This is a genomic window from Corynebacterium sp. SCR221107 (assembly GCF_027886475.1).
Taxonomy (GTDB): Bacteria; Actinomycetota; Actinomycetes; order Mycobacteriales; family Mycobacteriaceae; genus Corynebacterium.
Genome location: NZ_CP115670.1, coordinates 1,448,150 through 1,468,426 on the forward strand (window position 1 = coordinate 1,448,150; position 20,277 = coordinate 1,468,426).

Sequence of the window (20,277 nt, forward strand, 5' to 3'; positions counted from 1 at the left end):
TGACGTCCAAGACGAGCGAGTCGTGGTACGGAACTCCTGCGCGAGCTATTGGCGCCTAGTCTGTGTTGGGTTGGAGGGATCTGACCCCCTGTACGGCATGCACTCGCTAGGCGGGGGCTTGCCAAGCGTGCGAAGAGGTAGTCCGTTGATGAGCCGATAGTCTCGGTGGCAACAACCTTGACTCCAGTCTTTATAGACGTCCTTTCTTGGGCGGTTCACGCGCCCTCGCTTTCGTGCCTGCGGAGTAGCTACCCAGAAGGTTTGAACAGGCAGGATGGGTTTCGAGATGGTCCATCTGTCAACGCACATAGGGTGATAGCGGGGATGTTGCGGGCCGTGATTTCCGAAATGCTACTAAGGTGTGCAAAAGCAAGAAGTAGCTCGGAAGTTCGGGTTTGAATATTTTGCAAAGTGAGATAAAACGCAATTTTTGTTTGCTTTGTTTTTGGCTTGGATTTCTATTCAAATGCACATAAGATTGTGACAGGCTGCCGAGTGGAATTTGAGTGTGACTGCATCCACAAAGGCGGAATGTAAAGTATTACAAACTAGAAAGGTCGACTCATGGCGACATCCGTCGCGCAAACATCTGAGTTCATCTTGGATAAGGTCGGTGGCGCAGACAACGTTGCGTCGCTTACCCACTGCGCAACTCGACTTCGTTTTCAACTGAACGATCAGTCCAAGGCTGATCAGACTGCACTCGATTCCAACACGGACGTTCTTGGCGTTGTTCCGCAGGGTTCCACCGGCCTTCAGGTCGTGATGGGCGGCGGCGTCGCCAACTACTACCAGGAAATCATCAAGCTTCCGGGCATGGGGGACAAGTCCGGCAGCGATGACAAGGCCCCGAAGTCCAACAAGAAGGACTACGGCGGAGTGCGCGGCAAGTACTCCTGGGTGGACTACTGCTTCGAGTTCCTGTCTGATACCTTCCGCCCGATCCTGTGGGCCCTGCTCGGTGCCTCCTTGATCATCACCATGTTGGTTCTGGCCGACACCTTCGGTTGGCAGGACTTCCGTGCGCCGATGGAAGAGCAGCCGGCAACGTACCAGCTGCTGCACGCCATGTGGCGTTCGGTGTTCTACTTCCTGCCGGTCATGATCGGTGCAACCGCAGCTCGTAAATTGGGTGCGAACGAATGGGTCGGCGCTGCAATCCCTGCGGCCCTGTTGACGCCTGAGTTCTTGTCGATGGGTGAGGCTGGCGACGTTGTCAACGCCTTTGGTCTGCCACTGGTCCTCAACAGCTACGGCGGACAGGTTTTCCCACCGCTGCTGTCGGCCATCGGCCTGTACTGGGTTGAGAAGGGGCTAAAGAAGATCATCCCTGAAGCAGTGCAGATGGTGTTCGTGCCATTCTTCTCGCTGCTGGTCATGATTCCGCTGACCGCATTCCTGCTGGGCCCATTCGGTATCGGAATCGGTAACGGTATCTCCGCCTTCCTTGAGGCTGTGAACAACTTCAGCCCGTTTATTCTGGCAATCATCATCCCGATGCTGTACCCATTCCTGGTGCCGCTGGGTCTGCACTGGCCGCTGAACGCCATCATGGTTCAAAACCTCGCCACCTTGGGCTACGACTTCATCCAGGGCCCCATGGGTGCATGGAACTTCGCCTGCTTCGGCGTCGTCGGCGGCGTCATGTTTGTCTCTATGCGCGAGGGCAATACCCAGATGCGTCAGGTCTCCCTCGGTGGTCTGCTCGCTGGTCTGCTCGGCGGTATCTCCGAGCCTTCCCTCTACGGCGTCTTGCTGCGCTTTAAGAAGACCTACATGCGCCTGCTGCCAGGCTGTTTCCTCGGCGGTGTCGTGATGGGCATTTTCGACGTCAAGGCCAACGCCTTCGTCTTCACCTCGTTGCTGACCATTCCTGCCATGGATCCGATGGGCGGCTACGCCATCGGTATCGCTGTCGCCTTCTTCACCTCCTTCTTCTTGGTTGTCTTCTTCGACTACCGCGGTAAGGAAGAAAAGGCCGAGGTTTTGGCTAACCTCGCTGCTGCCCGCCAGACTGAGGAAGAGGTTTCCCCGGTTGTGTCGGCTCCCGCAGCTGCTGCTCCTGCCGCTGCTTCTGGTGTCGCCACTGCCGTCGCAGCTCCGGCTAAGACCGCCCTTGAAGCCGGTGCCGTCACCACGTTGACGAGCCCGCTGGAGGGCGAGGCCGTCGCACTCGCCGATGTTCCGGATCCCATCTTCGCTGGTGCCAAGCTGGGCCAGGGTGTGGCCATCCAACCGACCGGCACCACCGTCGTAGCACCGGCCCCTGCCACCATCCTTACGGTCCAAAAGTCCGGCCACGCCGTCGGCCTGCGCTTGGATAATGGCATCGAGTTGCTCATCCACATCGGCATCGATACCGTCCAGCTCGGCGGTGAGGGATTCGAGGTTCATGTTGCAAAGAAGCAGCATGTTGAGGCCGGAGAGAAGCTGATTACTTTCGATCCGAAGTTCATCCGCTCGAAGGGCTACAACCTCATCACCCCGGTTCTGGTGACCAATACTTCTAAGTTCGCCAGCGTCGAAGGCCACCCGGCTGCCGTCGCAGGGTTCGACACCGAGGTCATCACCACCACCGCGCCAAGCGCCTAAAGGCACCCGCAAGCAAAGTGAATTCACACTCCCGCGCTGACACCCAGAAGCGCGGGAAGGCATAGGCAGTCACCCAGCTTGCTTGTCACTTGGCCAACGCCCCCCATGTAGTACAACGTTGCTACGAGGAGGGCGTTTTTGCGTGCCGACGAAATGAGGTCCGCTCTTCGACGGACTGCTTGTCGGCCCAAGGCGGCAGGGCGAGCTGGCGCAGTGCGCGCAAGGATTGCATGGAAAGGGGACACGCAGACATCAAGGGTGATGGATAACGCGAGGGATACCTGTTTGAAGGAGGGGAGGCAGGGGGACAATCTCCCACCGCGACGGCGAGGTGGTTGCTAGCATCGGTAGCTATGAAGCGTGTTGGACTTACAGGCGGAATCGGCAGCGGCAAGTCAACGGTGGCCCGCATGTTGGCCAAAAAGGGCGCGCCCGTCATTGATGCGGACCAGATCGCTCGAGAGATCGTTGCACCGGGGCAGCCTGCGCTTGAGGAGCTCGCGAAGGAATTTGGCACGGAGATTCTGCAGCCGGATGGCACCCTCAATCGCGCCGCCTTGGCGGAACGGGCCTTTGCCACCCCAGAAGCCACCGCACGCCTGAATGCGATCACGCACCCGCGCATCGAACAGCGTACGGCCCAGCTCTTCGATGGGGCACAAGCCCAAGGCTATCCCTTCGCGGTGTGGGATATGCCGTTGCTGGTGGATAACGGTTATCACGAGAACATGGACTTTGTCATCGTGGTGGATGTGGATCCGGAAACGCGTGTGCGTCGGCTCGTTAAGTTCCGCGGGCTCGACGAGGCCGATGCCCGCCGACGCATCGCGGCCCAGGTGCCCGACCACGTACGGATTGCTGCGGCCGACTTCGTCGTCGATAACAACGCCGATGAGCAGGCTCTGACACCACAGGTCGATCGCCTGTGGAAGCTGCTCGAAGAACTATAGACGGCGCCTGCGCACTCCTTGAAACTTGATTGCCTGCGGTCGGGTGAACGTCGGCAAGCAAAAGGGCCCGACCCCCGGATAGTAGACACAGAGGATTTAATCAGGAAGCAGATTTCAGGATAGCAGGGCCGCGTTCCTCAAACACTGCAGGAGTGAGATATTTACACCAGGAATGCCGGCGAGTGGTGTTATACCTGGTGCACCAGCGGAAGACATCCCGGCGGCAGATCAACTGGTTGGCAAAGGTCCTGGAATCTTGAAGGACTTCTCTCTTCAGGGCCGCGTTGAAGGACTCCGCCAACGCGTTATCTGCACTGGTACCAACTGATCCCATCGACTGCCTGATCCCCAACTTTTTGCAGGTGTCCTGGAACGCGTTCGACGTATAAACACTGCCGTGGTCCGAGTGGAAAATCGAACCCGCAAGGCTCCCGCGCTGGCCCTTAGCCATGGTCAGCGCATCCTGGACCAAGCTCGTGCGCATGTGGTCCGCGATAGAAAACCCCACCAGCCTGCGGGAATAGCAGTCAATGACCGTGGCCAGGTACATATTCGACCCATCCGCGATCGGCAGATAGGTAATGTCGCCGACATAGAGCTGGTTAGGCTTGTCGGCGGTGAATTTCCGGCCCACCAGGTCAGGAAACACCGGGGTCTTTTGATTCGAGACGGTGGTGGTGACCTTGCGTTTCTTCGTGTATCCGAAAAGCTTCAAGGACTTCATGATCCGTGCGATCCGCTTGTGGTTCACAGGAGTCTGATCATCCTGGTCTTTGAGTTCAGCCGTGATCCGTTTCGCACCATAACAACCGCGTTCGGCGGTGAAGACCGTCTTGACCCGAGCACCGAGGATCGCATCGGACATGAGACGTTTTCTACGAGTTGAACTGCTGTTTTTCCATTTGTAATACGAGGACCTGTTGAGCTCCAGGACCTCACATAACCGCTTGACCGAATGGTTTTTCTGGGCGTCATCAACGAACCGGAAGCGGATCACCAGTTCGTCTCTTCCGCGAAATATGTCGCAGCTTTCCGCAGGATGTCACGTTCTTCTTGCAAGCGTTTAACTTGGCGTTCCAGCTGTCTGATCCGTTCGGCTTCGGTCACCGACATCGACATGGATGCCTTCGTGGTGGCTTTGCTCCGGACTCCCGTCCCGTACTTCTTCAGCCAGTTATGTAGGGTAGCGCGGTTGATCCCGAGATCTGCGGCGATGGTTTGAATCGAGGCGCCCGGGGAGTTCTCGTAGAGCGCGACGGCGTCGCGTTTGAACTCCTCTGTGTAGGTCTTGCTTGGCATGGTGTGGAGATTACCTTTCAGTCCCAGATTGTTGGGATGTTAGGTGTCTACCAAACGGGGGTCAGGTCCAAAAAACGAGCAGGCGGATGAAGAACGCGCCGAGATCCGCGCCGCAAGCGTACGAAGTGTGCACTCATAGCATGGCTGATTCGCATGCCGGCGTGTTGTGGTGTGGTCGGTAGGATGGAGTCATGGCTTTTGCTGCAGAACACCCTGAACTTCCAGTATCCGAGTTTCGCCCAGTCTCTGAGATCGAACGCACCGAGGGGCGATTCGAGGTCATCTCCGAATACGAGCCTGCCGGAGACCAGCCGCAGGCGATCAAGGAGCTGGATGAACGGCTCAATAGGGGAGAACAGGACATCGTCTTGCTTGGTGCCACAGGCACAGGAAAGTCCGCGACGGCGGCATGGCTGATCGAAAAGCAGCAACGCCCTACACTGGTCATGGCGCCAAACAAGACGCTGGCTGCGCAGTTGGCCAATGAGCTGCGCCAGCTGCTGCCCAACAATGCGGTGGAATACTTCGTTTCCTACTACGACTACTACCAGCCGGAAGCCTACATCGCACAGACGGATACCTACATTGAGAAGGACTCCTCCATCAACGATGATGTGGAGCGTTTGCGGCACCGGGCAACGAGCTCGCTGCTCTCGCGGCGGGACGTGGTTGTGGTGAGCTCCGTGTCATGCATCTACGGCCTGGGCACCCCGCAGTCCTACCTCGACCGTTCGGTGGTCTTGCGGGTCGGCGAGGAGATCGAACGCGACCGCTTCCTGCGACTGCTGGTCGATATCCAGTATGACCGAAACGATATCGGCTTTACCCGTGGTGCCTTCCGGGTGAAAGGGGACACGGTGGATATCATCCCGGCCTACGAGGAGTTGGCCGTTCGGGTGGAGTTCTTCGGTGATGAGGTCGATTCCCTCTACTACATTCACCCGCTGACCGGGGACGTGGTGCGTAGGGTCGATGAGATCCGGATCTTCCCGGCGACCCACTACGTGGCAGGACCCGAGCGCATGGCAAAGGCCGTGGAGGACATCAAGGCCGAACTCGCCGAGCGCTTGGCCGATCTGGAAAACCGAGGCAAGCTGCTCGAGGCGCAGCGCCTTCGGATGCGTACCGAATACGATCTGGAGATGATCGAGCAGGTGGGCTTTTGTTCGGGCATCGAGAACTACTCGCGCCACCTCGACGGGCGCCCGGCGGGCAGCGCACCTGCGACGCTGCTGGATTATTTCCCCGAGGACTTTCTCACCATTATCGACGAGTCCCACGTGACGGTGCCCCAGATCGGTGGCATGTTCGAGGGCGATATGTCACGCAAGCGCAACCTGGTGGAATTCGGCTTCCGCCTTCCCTCTGCATTGGATAACCGCCCGCTGACCTGGGAAGAATTCGAGCAGCGGGTCGGCCAGACCGTCTATTTGTCGGCCACACCCGGCAACTATGAGCTTGCCGCCTCCGGCGGTGAATTCGTCGAACAGGTCATTCGCCCGACTGGGCTGGTGGACCCGAAGGTCACGGTCAAGCCCACCAAGGGGCAGATCGATGACCTCATCCACGAGATCCGCGAGCGCACGGCGAAGCAGGAGCGAGTCCTGGTTACCACCTTGACCAAGAAGATGGCCGAGGATCTCACCGACTACCTGCTCGACAATGGCATCAGGGTGCGATACCTCCACTCGGACATCGACACCCTCCAACGAGTGGAGCTGCTTCGCCAATTGCGGTTGGGCGAGTATGACGTGCTGGTGGGCATCAACCTCCTGCGCGAGGGCCTCGACTTGCCGGAGGTCTCCCTGGTGGCGATCCTCGATGCCGACAAGGAGGGCTTCCTGCGCTCGACAACCTCGCTCATCCAGACAATCGGTCGAGCGGCCCGTAACGTCTCGGGTGAGGTGATTATGTACGCGGACAAGATCACCGATTCCATGGCCTATGCCATCGATGAGACCGAGCGTCGCCGCGAGAAGCAGATCGCCTATAACAAGGAGCACGGGATTGACCCGCAGCCGCTGCGCAAGAAGATCGCGGACATTCTCGATCAGGTCAACGAGGAACATGGGGAATTGGCAGGAGCTACGCACTCCGGTGCAGGTTCGTCGGCTCGAAGCGATACCGCGGTTGTCGATCGCCCTGATACGGCTGGCATGCCAGTCAAGGAGCTTGAAAAGCTTATCGACGACCTAACGTCGCAGATGGGCGAGGCCGCACGAGAACTCAAGTTTGAGCTTGCGGGCCGGCTTCGTGATGAAATTATCGATCTCAAGAAGGAACTGCGTGCGATGAAAGAAGTGGGTGCAAACTAATATTGCTCGGGCAAGTTCCGGGCTTAGCTCCGAATAAGTTTCCGCTGATGCCATGGGCAATGACCTGCATGTTTTCGGGTTTCTGTGACCCAGCTAAAACTCAATTGTCTTTCGTTACAATCACACAGTCGTTATTTAGTGAACAAGGCCGGGGAAGTTGTTAGACTGGCCAGTAATGCTGAGAACGCGCAAGCCTAAGCCCGCGTTCACAACGCCTATACATTCATCTCGGTTTGTCACCATTATTTCCCCACGGAAGGTTCAGAAGGTACATATGAGCGACTACGCAACCATCGTCGTCGGCACCGACGGCTCCAAGTCTTCTCTGCTCGCAGTTGATCGTGCAGCTCGGATCGCTGCGGCTTTTGACGCAACCTTGGTGGTTGGGTGTGCCTATTACGAGAACAAGGAGGACGCCTCCAAGACTTTGCGCCAGGATTCCATCACCGTGCTTGGCACCGATCCGGCTCAGCAGAATCTGGACAAGGCTGCCGAGCATGCCCGTAACCTTGGTGCAACCAAGATCGAGACTCAGATTCGCCCAGGCACCCCGGTTGAGGCTTTGATGTCCATCGTTAACGATTACAACGCTGACCTCTTGGTTGTCGGCAATCGTGGTATCAACTCGCTGACCGGGCGCCTGCTGGGCTCCGTGCCGGCAGATGTCGCCCGCCAGTCGGACTGCGACGTGATGATCGTTCACACAGTGAATTAAGGCATACCAGCTCATCTGCTCCCCAGGCCGCCGCGTGACGGTGGCCATGGGGAGTTTTTGCTGCCCAAAGCCGTGCCGTCCCTTCTGGCTAGCCGAGCTCGACATTCCCCGCGAACTGTTCCGTTGATGGGTGGAACCTGCGGTGTTCGTCCGCGCTGGTGGTGGCCTCCGCGATGCCGCAGGATGCTGTTCCCGCCACCTCTCGGGCGGCCTCTCAGGTACGCAGTGACATGATGATAAGCCTCGCTAGTGCAGGGTATGCCTCGTCGCGGCATTCAGCTTGCCCGCGATGGCCGCATTTTCTGTCCTGCCGCAGTTGGTGGCGCTCATGGTCGTGTGACCGCACCGCTCCTCGGTTGGCTAGGCCACCCGCGGCGCAAGCCGGACATAAACGACATCCGCTGGTTGCCCTTTCTGTGGAATTGCGTGCGATTGAACTCAAAATAGGGTACCGTGAATAAAAATCACAAGGCTCTGACCTGCGTGAAGATGTGGTCAAACCATAATGATGTGGTCATGTCAACTAGCAGTGGCGTGGTGGGGGAATTTCGGCGTACCGTGCAGGTTAGAAGCAAGTGAGAGATACCTACTTCCCACGCTGTGAGGAAAAGCTACACAAGCCCTATCTGTGCATTTGAGGGGCATTTTGTGCAAGTAATGAAACCTGAGAAAGCGGGCGGAAGTCCCTAAGTAAGGAGGATTGAAATGGCACGCGAATTTAACACCGTAACCGTTTTGGGTACTGGTGTGTTGGGCTCCCAAATCGCCATGCAAGCGGCTTGGAACGGCAAGAAGGTCTTTGCCTATGACGCATTCCAGGAGGCGGTGGATAGCCTTCCCAAGCGCTGGGAGTTCATCCGCCAGGGCTATCTGCAGGATCTGCCTGACTTCAACGATGAGCTCTTCAACGAGGCAATCGCGCGGGTCATCCCCACCACCGATCTTGCCGAGGCCGTCGGGGATACGGACATCGTCATCGAGGCAGTGCCGGAGAATCTGGATCTGAAGAAGCAGACCTGGGAGAAGGTCGGTGCCCTGGTTGCCGATCGGGCATTGCTGGCTACCAACACCTCGTCGCTGCTGCCGAGTAGCTTCGCTGAATCGACCGGCCACCCCGAGCGTTTCTTGGCCATCCACTATGCCAACCGCGTGTGGCTGCAAAACACCGCTGAGATCATGGGTACGGCGAAGACTGCACCGGAAGCGCTTGATGATGCCGTGCGCTATGCCGAAGAGACCGGAATGGTTCCTTTGCGGGTACGCAAGGAGGTTCCTGGCTATTTCCTCAATTCCCTGCTCATCCCATGGCTGCATGCGGCCTCGGAGCTATTCATCAACGGCGTCGGCACGCCGGGCGAGATCGACAAGGCATGGCAAATTGCCACCAATTCTGATCTGGCTCCCTTCGCGGTCTATGACACCGTCGGATTCAACGTGGCCTCGAATATTGCTATGAACAGCGGGCAGGAAAGCCAGGCAAAGTTCGCTCAGTGGCTCAAGGATTCGATGGCCAAGGGCTTCTCGGGTCGCGCAGACGGTCGGGGTTTCTACTACTATGACGCCGAGGGCAAGCGGCTAGGCCCCGTTGAGGACTGGAACAACCTCATCTAGCAGCGCTGCTCGGCACGAGGAGACGATTTTTGATCATCGGCGCGGGGCGGCTTCAGCGCCGTACCCGTGTCTCGCGCCCCCATCATTCAGCATCGGCGCTGCGACCTCAACGTCCGTAGCAGCTTCCCCGTCGAGGTCCCCATGAAGGGGGCATGCTTGCCGACGTGTCATGGGCCGCGCCCTCCCGTGCGTTTTCCGCATCAATCGCGCACCGCCACCTACTGTTGGTTGCAGCAGGTGGCAATTTTTCCGAACGACCCTTCGCCACACCTGATGTTTTAAAGGGCGTTAAGCAAGTGTTGGGATGTAGCTGAACCCGATGGCAAAGAGCAAGGCCGGCAAGAGATTGGCCACCTTGATTGTACTGGGCCACAACAAATTCACACCCACGCAGGCGATGAGCACATTTCCTACCAGCGAGATGTTATCGACAACGGTGGCGGTCATGATGGGCTCAACCAGCCTGGCCAGCAGGGTCACGCTTCCTTGTAAAAGAAGGACGGGGATGGCGGCGAAACCTGCGCCGCGCCCCAGAGAGGCCGCCATCATCACGATGATGAAGAAGTCGAGCAGAGATTTCGCGGCCAGAACGGAGATGTCGCCACGAAGCCCGTCCTCAAGTGCGCCGATGATGGCCATTGCGCCAACGCAAACGGTCAGGGATGCGGTGACGAAGGCGTCGACAAAGTGCGGGTCCTTGGAGCTGCCGGTTTTTCGCTTAAGCCAAACGCCGAAATGCACAAAGCCTTTGTCAATGTCGACAATCTCGCCGACGAGAGCGCCAAGGATCAGCGACAAGATCATCAAGAGCGCACCAGTTACTTCCAGAGCGGTGCCCGAAGCATTAAGGGTAAGCATCTTTGATAAGGTCCCTGCCGCGCCCAAGAAGATCACGCTCACGCCGGAAGCTTTAATTATCGAATCCTGATACTGAGGCTTCAAAATGCGCCGAAACAATACTCCCAAGACCCCCGCCACGGCTATGGCACAGGCGTTGAGAAGCGTGCCCATACCAGGCATGCAATCCTCCCCGAATAGCTATCAGCGGCACTGCCACGGTGGGGCAAACGCATTGATAGCAATAACGAACTCGTCCAACACCACTGTCTGCACGGAGACATCCAAGCGATCCTCGATCTCATCGATCAGTTCACCGAGTAAGACCCCGGTGGGGACGGCAGCCCATGAGTATCCAGCCGACTCGGGCGCTCCAAGTGATTGAAACTTTCAAGGCCTCGTTGCCGCAAGCTGTCAAAGCCTGGAAGCAAGCCCCGCTTGCCAAAGCGTGCGGGTTATCCCACCTTCTGTTGCGCACGAGTCGAGGCTCAATAGATCGGAAACAGCCGCTTTCGCCGAATTCGGTCCTGGTGCAACCGTGCATTAAACATCTTGCCTGAACCACGTGGCGGTGATGGTAATTGCGGGGTGGTTTTACTCGGTTCGGGTGTCGATTTGAATTTTTCCCATTGACATAAAAGCGCTTCGGAAACCCTCGTCCTGCAGCAGCGAACCTAGGTTGTCGGGAAGGATTTGCCAAGATACGCCCCACCGATCCTTGCGCCATCCACAGCGCTCGGCCTCGGGATAAGCGGAAAGCTCAGCCCGGTGGTGATCGATCAATGTTTGAACCGGTACCGAAAGGATTAACGAAACGCCGAGGGAGAAGGTGAAGTCATGGAAGACCCCGGAGGCCATTGCGGCGAACCACCGACCACCCAGAACGAAATTGGTGAACTCAACCGATCCCTTTTCCAACATGCCGTCTTCTTCATAGACTCGCAGTAGCGGCCGGTGGCCGTCGAAAAGCGAAATATAAGCCTCGGTGGCAGGAAGGCAGTTGCCGTGGTTGGGCCGCCAAACATGAGTGCTGGAATGAAAAAGGGCGCCGGTTCCCCGGCTGGATCGGTGAGCATGAGCTGCCAGGTGAATCCATAGCGGTCACGCACCCACGCGTAGTACTTGCTGAAGGGGATACTCGCCAAGTGGCATGAGCTCACCACCTTCAGCGAGCAGATCGTGGCAGTGCTCAAGGTAGGCGCGGGCAGCCTCCTCGCCGCCAAAGGCGAGCGGATCGAAGTTGAGCAATCCGCTGATGGCGGGATTAGGGGAGTAGGTGTCGTCCGCGCCTAAGACAACGAGCCTGCCACCGTGGATAGTGACCTCTGCGGTAACGCCGTTGTAAACGAAGCTTGCATCCCGAAATATGTCGGCATATTACTTGGCCGCTTCGGCGGCCTTGCCTGCAATCCATAGGCAGGGCACCGGCGCGAAAGTGGGCGCGTGATCGTGGCCATGTGACTAATCATTCATAGGCCCCAAGTGTACTTATCAATCGTGGCTTCTTGTTTTTCCCGAGGACGCGCTAGCTCCTCGAGGCTGAACTGATGGCATCACGAGTTGAGGTGTCCGGATTGATGTCCGCAAGACGCCTGCCCTTAGTCCTTAGGAACAGGATATTTTCATTCAAGCCCCTTGAGTCCTCGACAAAGTGTTGAACCTGTGAGCAATTGTCCACTCTCTGCCCACAAACAATGGCTGCAGTTAGGGGCAATTGAATGAAAGTGTGTGGTGCAATCCACATAGTTTTCGGCCCCTGAAGGAGAGGGGAAAGCCCACGCCCCTGGGTATTAACCCCGCGACCCCGTCGACCATGTTGTCCTGAATACAGAAAACCCACGCCCCTAGGTATTAACTTTTCACGTCGAATGAGGCTATCAAGGTCGCAGGCAACGACAAGAACTCTGCTGGAAAGGCAGAAGAGTTCCCCAAGAGCGCCCCGCCGTCGCGCGATCGCCTCTAGTGATGGTGAGCATCCAGTGGTGATGCCGGTGTGCTGCCGCGACGGGATCTGGTGTTCTAGCTTGGGAGGTATTAAGTTTTACAGCCCCTTTTTTATGTGCATGCGCGGACGGACGAGGGTGTGAGAATTTCGCGTCTGTGGGAGGGCTTGAAAAATGAATATGGCCACAGCAGACAACAGTTGGTGGCAATATGCACAATTTTCACACCAGTATTGGGGTAAACCTTCAATACTGGGATGACAAATAGGTTCCTCCTGGGAAGAATAAATTGGCAACTGGTAGTTTCGCAGGAGGAACTATCTCTGACCTCATCCCTCATAGACAAGGAAAACCATGAAACTTGACTTCAGTTTCCTCGAGCAGATTCCAGGACTGTCCCAAGGCCTCGGCGCCCTGTTCGGTGTCGTTCTCGCCATTCTCGCGGCAGTTGGCTTAGGTAACACCTCTTCCACGGAAAACGGTGGTTTTGACCTGTCAGGTTCCTCAGCGATCGTCGGTCAGGCTTTCGGCGAGGACGTCCAAGCCAAGGAATTCCCCTTCACTGGTGGTGACGTGGAGGACGGACTGTACTACAAGGTCATTCCAACGGGGCTCGATAGCTGCACCGTGGCACTGGCTAACTGGAAGGAAGGACAGCCGGTAGTGGGTACCGTATGGTCGGTATCCATCGATGGCGCCGAAGTTGCGAGCGAGAGTGTCGATGAGGTTGCCGCTGGCGTACCTGTATCGCAGCTGCCGGGCCTTCCAGTCGGTGCTGACAAGTACGCAGGTCTGTACTTCGCCAAGGTTGGCAAGGGCACCCACACGATTACCGGTACCTTTACAGACGGCCCAAACCTTAGCCTGAAGAACTTTGCTTTCACCAGCCCGACGTGCAGCACCCTGCTATAAGAGCGCGCGGTCGTAGCGCGTGCGCGTCCGCTCTTCAGACCTAAAGCCCCAGGAAGAGGATAGAAATCCGCCCCTTCCTGGGGCTTCGTCCATGCTTTTGTTGCTCGCTGGATAAAAGAGTTATTTACCCAACAAGCCTGTAGCTGCAACGATCTGCGCCTTGGTGGCGGCCCGGCAGGTTGGTTCAATGGCCGGGGCATACTGGGGGGAGTGGTTGCCGGGAAAGGCTGTGCCTGCTTTGGTTCCTGCCTCGAATTCGGCAGGATCAACCGAGCCGATGAAGGCGTACAGATAGCCAACCCCGAAAGCGTCGGGAATGACTGAGAAATCCTCGCTGGCTTGGCCGATGGGAGCAAGGTGGAAATTCTCACCGAAGGCCGCTTCGAAACTGGGGCGCAAAGATTGTGCCAAGGTGGCATCGTTGCTCGTGAGCGGGAATTGATCGTAATACTCGAAAGTCGGTGGGACCGGGCTGCCGGCGATCTCGCACTCATTGAGCACCGTCTTTTCCACTGCTTGGATGACTCTTTCGCGCACGCCTTCGTCATAGTGGAGCAGGTTCAGCAGCAGCTCGGCCCTATCGGGGATCACATTGGACTTACTGCCCGCGTGGATCGCACCAACGGTGACCACCGAGAAGTCCTGGGGCGAGACTTGACGCGAGACGATGGACTGCAACCGCACGGCGATGTGCGCCGCCAGCACGACGGGATCGACAGCCAAGTGTGGGGTTGAGGCATGGGATCCCGCACCAAAAACCGTGACCTTAATAGAGTCGCCGGCCGACAACGTTGGTCTCTCGCGGAAGGCAACCACGTTTGCTGGGCCGGGTCCGATGTGCTGGGCATAGGCCGCATCCGGGGTGGGAATGAGGCGCTTCAGACCCGCATCGATGAGTGCGCGCGCCCCGGCCGCGGTTTCCTCACCTGGTTGGAACAACGCGATGTAGGTACCCGTCCACGCATCACCGTGGCTATTGAGCAAGCACACCGCACCGAGCAGCGCGGTAACGTGCATGTCATGACCGCAGGCATGCATCACCCCGGCAGTCTCGGAGGAATATTCGAGTCCGGTATCTTCCGTCACCGGCAACCCATCGAAGTCGGCGCGGGCGAGCAGAGTTTTCCCAGCGCCATTTTCAACAACCACCGCGACGCCCATCTCGCCGATGAGAATCGGCTGGAGCCCGAGAGCTCGAATCTCATCAGCAATTCTTCCTGAGTCCAGCTTTCCTGCATGGATAATTCGGGGTGGCGGTGCAGATCCTAGTTGAGGTTATGCAACCACTGGCTGTGCTCGTCATAGTCAGCAAGGATTGCGTCCCATGCTTTCGAATCACTCATCGTGGAGCTTCTTTCATGCACTCCGGCCCACGCTGTGGGCTCATAGACAATTTATGTACGTGCGTGCGGTAGCTCGCCCACCACCGTCAGGGTTTGGGTGGCCCGGGTAAGTGCCACAAAGAGGTCCTGCCAGCCCTGCGGGGAATCCTCGATAATCGCCAGCGGCTCGACCACGATGACGTGGTCAAACTCGAGGCCCTTGATCTCGTTGACGCCCTTGACCCCCGGGAGGTTGTGTAGGAGGCTGGCTTGGGTCTCGGAGGCGATGATCGCACACAGCCGGTCCGGATGCTCGGACTGAAGCTTGGCAAAAGCATCCGCCACAAGCTGCTTCAATGCTTCGGGATCGCGCACCTTGGCGTCGGAAAGCAAAGAAACCGGAACCCCGGATGTGCGCATCGACGTCGAAGGGGTTACCTGAGGGGCAAAAAGGGCCTGCACCCTATTGGCCACCTCCATGACCTCCTCCGGCGTGCGGTAGTTGATCGTTAGTTGATGGGTGCGGAAGCGCTTGCCGACGAACGGCTCGAGCGTTTCCTCCCAGGAATCCACCCCGGCGGGCGACGAGGTTTGGGAGGTATCGCCCACGATCGTCATCCAGCGCGAGGGGCACCGACGCATGACCATCCGCCATTCCATAGGCGTAAGCTCCTGGGCCTCGTCGATGATGACGTGGCCATATGCCCAGGTGTAGTCCTCGCGGGCGCGCTGCGCGGTGGAACGAATGTCGCGTTCCTGCTGTCGCTGGGCCAGCTGCTCGGCGTCAATGACGTCAAAGGCAGAAAGGATTTCCGCGTCGGATTCGTCATCCAGGTCGGTGTTTCCTGAACTCGACAGCACATCGAGCGCGTCCTGGGCCTCATCGATTTGGCGCCGCCATCGCTGGCGCTCGGCCCACGCTTCCGCCTCTGGATCATCGAGCCCAATGAGCACAGCTAGCTCGTCAAGCAGCGCGGCGTCGGCGGCCGAAAACTCGTAGGAGTCCGGGTCGAGTGAGGCCACGTTCTCCTCATCTCGCAGCAGCGCCGCCTGGGTCTCCTCGTCATAATCGAAGGCAACATCGGCGATGGCCGCTGGGTTTGTCACAAGATCGTGAAGCACGATGCGAGGATCAAGCAGGGGCCAGAATTCCTCCACGAGCTCATCGATGATGGGATCCTCGGCCACATCATCGTGCAGCTGCGCCACATCACCGGCCGAAAGCAGGTTTTGTCCCCCCAGGGGATCGGTGCCAATAATCGTGGCCATCTGCTTAGCCAACTGGTCGACGAGGGATTCCCGAAACAGCGACTGCGCGTGGTTGTGCGGGCGGTGCGCGCGTCGGGCACGGGTGCGGGCAGTCTTGATCGTGCGGGGATCGACGCGCAGTCGAATCGAATCCACTACGATTTCGCGTTCCTCCTCCGGTAGGCACTGGTAGGAAGCCACGGCGCGCGCCAGGATGGTAACCATTTCCTCTGAGCCCTTAATCTCCCTTGTCAGAAGAGAATCGTTCAGGGTGGCGGAAACGCCCGGGAAGAGGTCGCCGACGGTGGAAAGCACGACCCCGGTTTCGCCCAATTCGGGCAAGACGTGGGAGATGTACTCGAGGAAGGTGCGGTTGGGCCCCAAGATGAGGACACCGGTCTTAGCTAGTTTCTCGCGCCAGGTGTAGAGAAGATAGGCGATGCGGTGCAGTGCGACCGCGGTCTTGCCGGTGCCCGGACCGCCTTCGACTACCATGACCCCGCGGGTTTCGTCGCGGATAATCTCATCCTGCTCGCGCTGGATGGTCTCCACGATGGATCCCATGTGTCCCGTGCGAGCTGCGTTGAGCGCAGTGAGCAGGGCCCCTTCGCTTGCCACCCCGACGGCGCTTGGCGCCAGCTCGGCATTGGCTGGAGTCCCTGAGCGGTCTTGAAGTACCTCGTCGTCGATGCCGGTGACTTTTCTTCCGGTGGTACGGATGTGGCGGCGCACGACCACGTCTTCCGGCTGGGCGGTGGTTGCCAAATAGAAGGGGCGAGCCATCGGTGCGCGCCAGTCCAGAAGGAGAGTCCGGTAGTTGTCCTCGCGATCATCGAGACCCATGCGTCCGATGTAGCGGCGATCAAGGCCGCTTCGTCCGGGAACTGGATTGTCAATCAAGCCAGGTTCGTTGACTTCCACGTCGATGCGGCCGAAAACGAGACCGAGCTGGGCGAGGTTGAGGCGGTCGATCTTCTCGTTGAGTCCGTGGTACTCCGTCTCGCGTTCCACCAGGGCCTCGGCGTCGGGGTTCGCCGGATCGACGCGCAGCATGACGTGGCGCAGCCGCTCATTGGCCGCGGTGACCTCGTCGTCGAGCTTATCGAAAAGCATGTCAACATAGGATTGCTCGGCCTGAATCTGCCGCGCGTTGGCCGATTCACCATCCCCTGTGTCGGGTCGAGCGATTGACTCCTGCAGCGCACGTTGCGTTTGTGAAGACATAACCCGTGGCGGTCCCTTTCTCATGAAGTCAACGTAGTCAGGCGGTGCGAAACACAGACCTCTCACCCCGCCGTGGCGGCAGTGAGGCAACGCAGGCGACTGATAGCACACAGTTGTTGCTACCTTGCGGTTTCCCAGAATCTTGGCGTCGTGGGTGCCCGACATCACCAAGCAGTGCATACCGCAACCGGCATGCGGGATCAGCAGTGTGCAGCCGCGTTCGCAAACCAAGATTGCCAATTGTACCCCCGCCGTCAAGGCAGGGGCGAGGGAGATTTACGCGCACCCAAGCATTGTTTGTACCGCGCGGAATCGGCGAAGTCGCCTTTCTGCGCACTGACGCCGCCCGGCGGCGTGGGTGCGCAGGTGCTTATTGCCCGCTTGCTCGAGGCATGGGTAGCAAAAAGCGCTGGGTCATGCACCGTTGTGGTTCACAACCCAGCGCTTCATTGTGGAGTTGGCGCTGCGCAAGCGGTTTAGAGGTACTGGGCCAACTTCTTGTCGACCTTCTTCTTTGCCTTCTTCAACGCCTTTTCGGCGCGTGCTTCCAGCTTGCTGGCCTTCTTGGCTGCCTTGTGGGCTTTGCGCCCGGTGGCCACCTCAGCTGCGGCAAGCGCGCTGGCTGCCTTTGCCTGGGTCTTCACTGCAGTCTTGACGGCCTTCTTGCGGCCGGTCTTAGAGTTGTCCTTGGCTGCCTCCAGCCATTCGAGGCCAGTGTCGACGAGAGCGGAGGTTGCGGAATCAGCAACCTTGGCCAGGGTTGATCGAGCGGACCGCGCCTGGTCTGCAACGTCGTCCTTGTTGTCCTCGTAGTACTCGGCCACGCGGTCAGCGTAGGCGGCCACCTTTTCGCCGGCGTCCTCGAACCAGTCCTTGGCGTCCGAGGCAAAGGAGCTGGCCGATGCCGCGGCAGCACCAACGAGCTTTTCCTGCTCGTTTGCGGTGGGCAGAGCTTGCTGAAGCTGCTTGTTGGCCTTCTTCGCGGCCTTCTTTGCGCGCCACGACACGCTCGGCTTGCCATTAGTGTCCACACTGGTGATGGCTAGGCCACCCAGCAGGGCAACGCTGGTGAGGAAGCCCTGCTTGCGGGCAACCTTTTCTTCCTTGTCCTGGGTCTCCCAGAATGCGTGGCGGGCGAGCATGGTCGGTACCGCAAGAAGCGCAAGCGCCGACGCGGAGGTGCGCGGTGCCTTGCCAAGTGCCAGCATCGAGCCGGCGCCGATCTTTGCAGCACCGACCGCGCGAGTGACCTGCTCGGCATCCTTCGGGAGGTTCTTTGCATATTTGCGGGGCAAAATGGTGCGGACCTTCTTGAGCACCGCCTGGGTGCCTTCGACATGGGCCTGCGAATTGATAACGGTGTCTGCGCCGTCGGCGATGTAAACCGAGGCGAGCATCGGGCGTGCCACCTTGCGAATCATTGAAATCACTCCTTGTGAGTTTGGTGCTGTGCGGATCACTGGACACAACGTCGCCCCGCTGGATGCGTGGCCCAAAGGCCGCGCCGACGAGCAGATCAGTGCATCCGACTCCATTGCTCGTGGTGGTGCGGTACACACGCGACGTGGCAGTGCGCCTATTTCTCAATGGTACCTACGTTTTAAAGACAGGCTCCGGGGATCAACCTCTTTTCACCCCATGCGGGCGGGCGGGGTGCAAGGCTGCGAAGGCGCGGGCATGTGATGCGGTTCCCACACTGAGCAGTGGATGTTCCCTCGTTTCTTATTACCACTTGCGATCCCACCATTCCCGCAGGTGGGGGCGTTCCGCGCCGAGCGTGGTGGGCTTTCCATGCCCGGGCCATACGATGGTTTCATCCGGGAATTCGTCGAAGACGAAATGCGTGACATCGTTAAAGAGCCGTTCAAAGTCTCCTTCAGTATTGGTTTTCCCCAATCCGCCGGGGAACAGGCTGTCGCCGACAAAGAGGTTGGTGACCCCGTCGATGTCCGCAACGAGGCAGGCTCCTCCGGGCGTGTGTCCACGCAGGATGATCACCGGCAGCGTATGTCCGGCGAAAGAAATCGAATCTTCGTAGTGCAGTTCCACATCCACTGGCGCAGGTAGCGCGGGGGAGTCCAGGAAGGGCGCGTAGTGGGTGGCACCGGTGTGGTGCAAGACCTCTTTGAGTGCCCGCACGTGATCATGGTGACGGTGCGTGGTCAGCACGGCCGTAATCTTCACGCCCTCGTCTTCTGCGAGCTTGAGCAACCCGAGCGCGTCGTCGGCTGCATCCACCAGCAAGCCCTCGTTGCCGCAACAAAGCAGGTAACAGTTGTTGTCAAAGCTCGAGACCGAGGTGTGTACCATCCGCAGCGGTGTCTGCGCACCAGCCGCCGGTGTGGATTCACTTTGCATGTTTTCTTCAGTACTCATCGCGTGCAGCTCCTTGAGAAAAGTGATTCGGAACATGATGTGCCAACAAGGATCGAGGGATAGGGCCTAGGGTCGGCACAATCAGTGATACACCGGTGGCGTGTTCGCGATCGATGCGTGCCCGATTCGTCCCATCGCTCCATCGTTGTGAGGGCGTTTGCTCCGAGAGTAACCGTTTCTGTGCCAGCGGGTGGATCGAAGCGTGCTTAAGGGGCAATAGGTAAAACGTGCTCGAGGGGTGTAAGAAAATTAGTGAAATACAGTGCATCTATGTATCGCTGTATGCATGTATCGCTTGCATGCGTCTGTGTTGCCTTGTTTCATTGAGTTTCGCGTTGTTTTTTGTGCACGCCTTTCGTTTTGCTGTTCGTGCCCGCCCATGTGAAATCGCTGCGCGTAGGGGCTCTCACTTGAGTCACCGTCGTCTTTCCTTTGCTTTCCGACGGCACCAGCACCGTAGGTGCCCAGTGTTGCTTATGCCGGGCACGCAAGGCAGGAATTCTTCCCTCTTCGTGAAGTTTCCATGCTCAAGGCAGCGCTGCAGGGTAGGTGCAGTGAAGTTTAAGTGAAACTGGGCGGTGAAGGCTGCTTGTTGATGACTGCGTGACTATTCGATGGTATGTTCGAGTCTTGGAACGGTGACCCTGGTTCCGCCGGCCTAGGTCGTGCGCGCAGTCGACAATGACGGTGAGGAAGCGGAAAACGCGGGCCCATACCGGGCTGTGACCGTCGGCAAGCATCCAGGAACGGTTGGGTTTTGGCGTGTTCTAGACAGCGTGCGTCACTGTTGGTGGCTTTTCCTGAAGGCGGTGCCGGGTGGGTGTCGGTAGCTGTCGATGCCTGTCATCGTGACAGGTGTTTGTGGGCTGATGACTGCAATCGGGGAATTCTCCGTGAGGCCGGTTTTCGGGGTCGAATCCACTAAGCTGGGTA

Annotated in this window: 13 protein-coding genes; 6 read left to right on the top strand and 7 right to left on the bottom strand. The window is 58.4% G+C overall.

Going from position 1 to position 20,277, the window contains the following annotated elements; genetic code table 11:
• Nucleotides 1-564 precede the first annotated feature (564 nt).
• Together PAB09_RS06400 and coaE are read left to right on the top strand one after the other, a co-directional pair.
• A complete protein-coding gene (locus PAB09_RS06400; RefSeq protein ID WP_271035176.1) occupies nucleotides 565-2,592 on the top strand; it encodes a glucose PTS transporter subunit IIA in 2,028 nt (675 codons plus the stop codon).
• Nucleotides 2,593-2,945: 353 nt separating this feature from the next.
• Nucleotides 2,946-3,542, top strand: coding sequence for a dephospho-CoA kinase (coaE, locus tag PAB09_RS06405; protein WP_271035177.1), 597 nt, complete (start codon nucleotides 2,946-2,948; stop codon nucleotides 3,540-3,542).
• A gap of 100 nt (nucleotides 3,543-3,642) precedes the next feature.
• Here the strand turns inward: coaE and PAB09_RS06410 are convergent.
• Nucleotides 3,643-4,841 (bottom strand): IS3 family transposase gene (locus tag PAB09_RS06410; RefSeq protein ID WP_271035178.1). Its coding sequence is split into 2 segments (ribosomal slippage): nucleotides 3,643-4,550 and nucleotides 4,550-4,841, totalling 1,200 coding nucleotides; the frame shifts between segments, so codons are not numbered across the junction.
• 191 nt (nucleotides 4,842-5,032) lie between these two features.
• Here PAB09_RS06410 and uvrB point away from each other — a divergent pair.
• The 3 genes from uvrB (at nucleotide 5,033) to PAB09_RS06425 (ending at nucleotide 9,482) form a co-directional block, all read left to right on the top strand.
• Nucleotides 5,033-7,156 (top strand): excinuclease ABC subunit UvrB, encoded by a 2,124-nt coding sequence (gene uvrB, locus PAB09_RS06415; protein WP_271035179.1) that lies wholly within the window; start codon nucleotides 5,033-5,035, stop codon nucleotides 7,154-7,156.
• 274 nt (nucleotides 7,157-7,430) lie between these two features.
• Nucleotides 7,431-7,871, top strand: coding sequence for a universal stress protein (locus PAB09_RS06420; RefSeq protein ID WP_271035180.1), 441 nt, complete (start codon nucleotides 7,431-7,433; stop codon nucleotides 7,869-7,871).
• Nucleotides 7,872-8,576: 705 nt separating this feature from the next.
• Nucleotides 8,577-9,482 (top strand): 3-hydroxyacyl-CoA dehydrogenase NAD-binding domain-containing protein, encoded by a 906-nt coding sequence (locus tag PAB09_RS06425; protein WP_271035181.1) that lies wholly within the window; start codon nucleotides 8,577-8,579, stop codon nucleotides 9,480-9,482.
• Nucleotides 9,483-9,770: 288 nt separating this feature from the next.
• Here the strand turns inward: PAB09_RS06425 and PAB09_RS06430 are convergent, their stop codons facing one another.
• Complete coding sequence (locus tag PAB09_RS06430; RefSeq protein ID WP_333780185.1) at nucleotides 9,771-10,502, bottom strand: DUF554 domain-containing protein; 732 nt, start codon at nucleotides 10,500-10,502, stop codon at nucleotides 9,771-9,773.
• A gap of 411 nt (nucleotides 10,503-10,913) precedes the next feature.
• Nucleotides 10,914-11,411, bottom strand: coding sequence for a VOC family protein (locus tag PAB09_RS06435; protein WP_333780195.1), 498 nt, complete (start codon nucleotides 11,409-11,411; stop codon nucleotides 10,914-10,916).
• Between the two features lie 1,205 nt (nucleotides 11,412-12,616).
• Here PAB09_RS06435 and PAB09_RS06440 point away from each other — a divergent pair.
• Nucleotides 12,617-13,174: a hypothetical protein gene (locus PAB09_RS06440; protein WP_271035183.1), complete on the top strand. Its 558-nt coding sequence runs from the start codon at nucleotides 12,617-12,619 to the stop codon at nucleotides 13,172-13,174.
• A 120-nt stretch (nucleotides 13,175-13,294) separates the two neighbouring features.
• On the opposite strand, the gene PAB09_RS06445 is transcribed toward PAB09_RS06440, so the two are convergent.
• From PAB09_RS06445 to PAB09_RS06460, 4 genes are all read right to left on the bottom strand, one after another.
• Complete coding sequence (locus PAB09_RS06445) at nucleotides 13,295-14,335, bottom strand: amidohydrolase (RefSeq protein ID WP_271035184.1); 1,041 nt, start codon at nucleotides 14,333-14,335, stop codon at nucleotides 13,295-13,297.
• A 233-nt stretch (nucleotides 14,336-14,568) separates the two neighbouring features.
• Nucleotides 14,569-16,857, bottom strand: a complete 2,289-nt coding sequence (locus PAB09_RS06450; protein WP_271035298.1) for a HelD family protein — start codon at nucleotides 16,855-16,857, stop codon at nucleotides 14,569-14,571.
• A 587-nt stretch (nucleotides 16,858-17,444) separates the two neighbouring features.
• A complete protein-coding gene (locus PAB09_RS06455; RefSeq protein ID WP_271035185.1) occupies nucleotides 17,445-18,389 on the bottom strand; it encodes a DoxX family membrane protein in 945 nt (314 codons plus the stop codon).
• Nucleotides 18,390-18,693: 304 nt separating this feature from the next.
• The gene (locus PAB09_RS06460; protein ID WP_442873743.1) at nucleotides 18,694-19,326 is read right to left on the bottom strand and encodes an MBL fold metallo-hydrolase; all 633 of its coding nucleotides are present in this window, start codon (nucleotides 19,324-19,326) and stop codon (nucleotides 18,694-18,696) included.
• Between the last annotated feature and the right edge of the window lie 951 nt (nucleotides 19,327-20,277).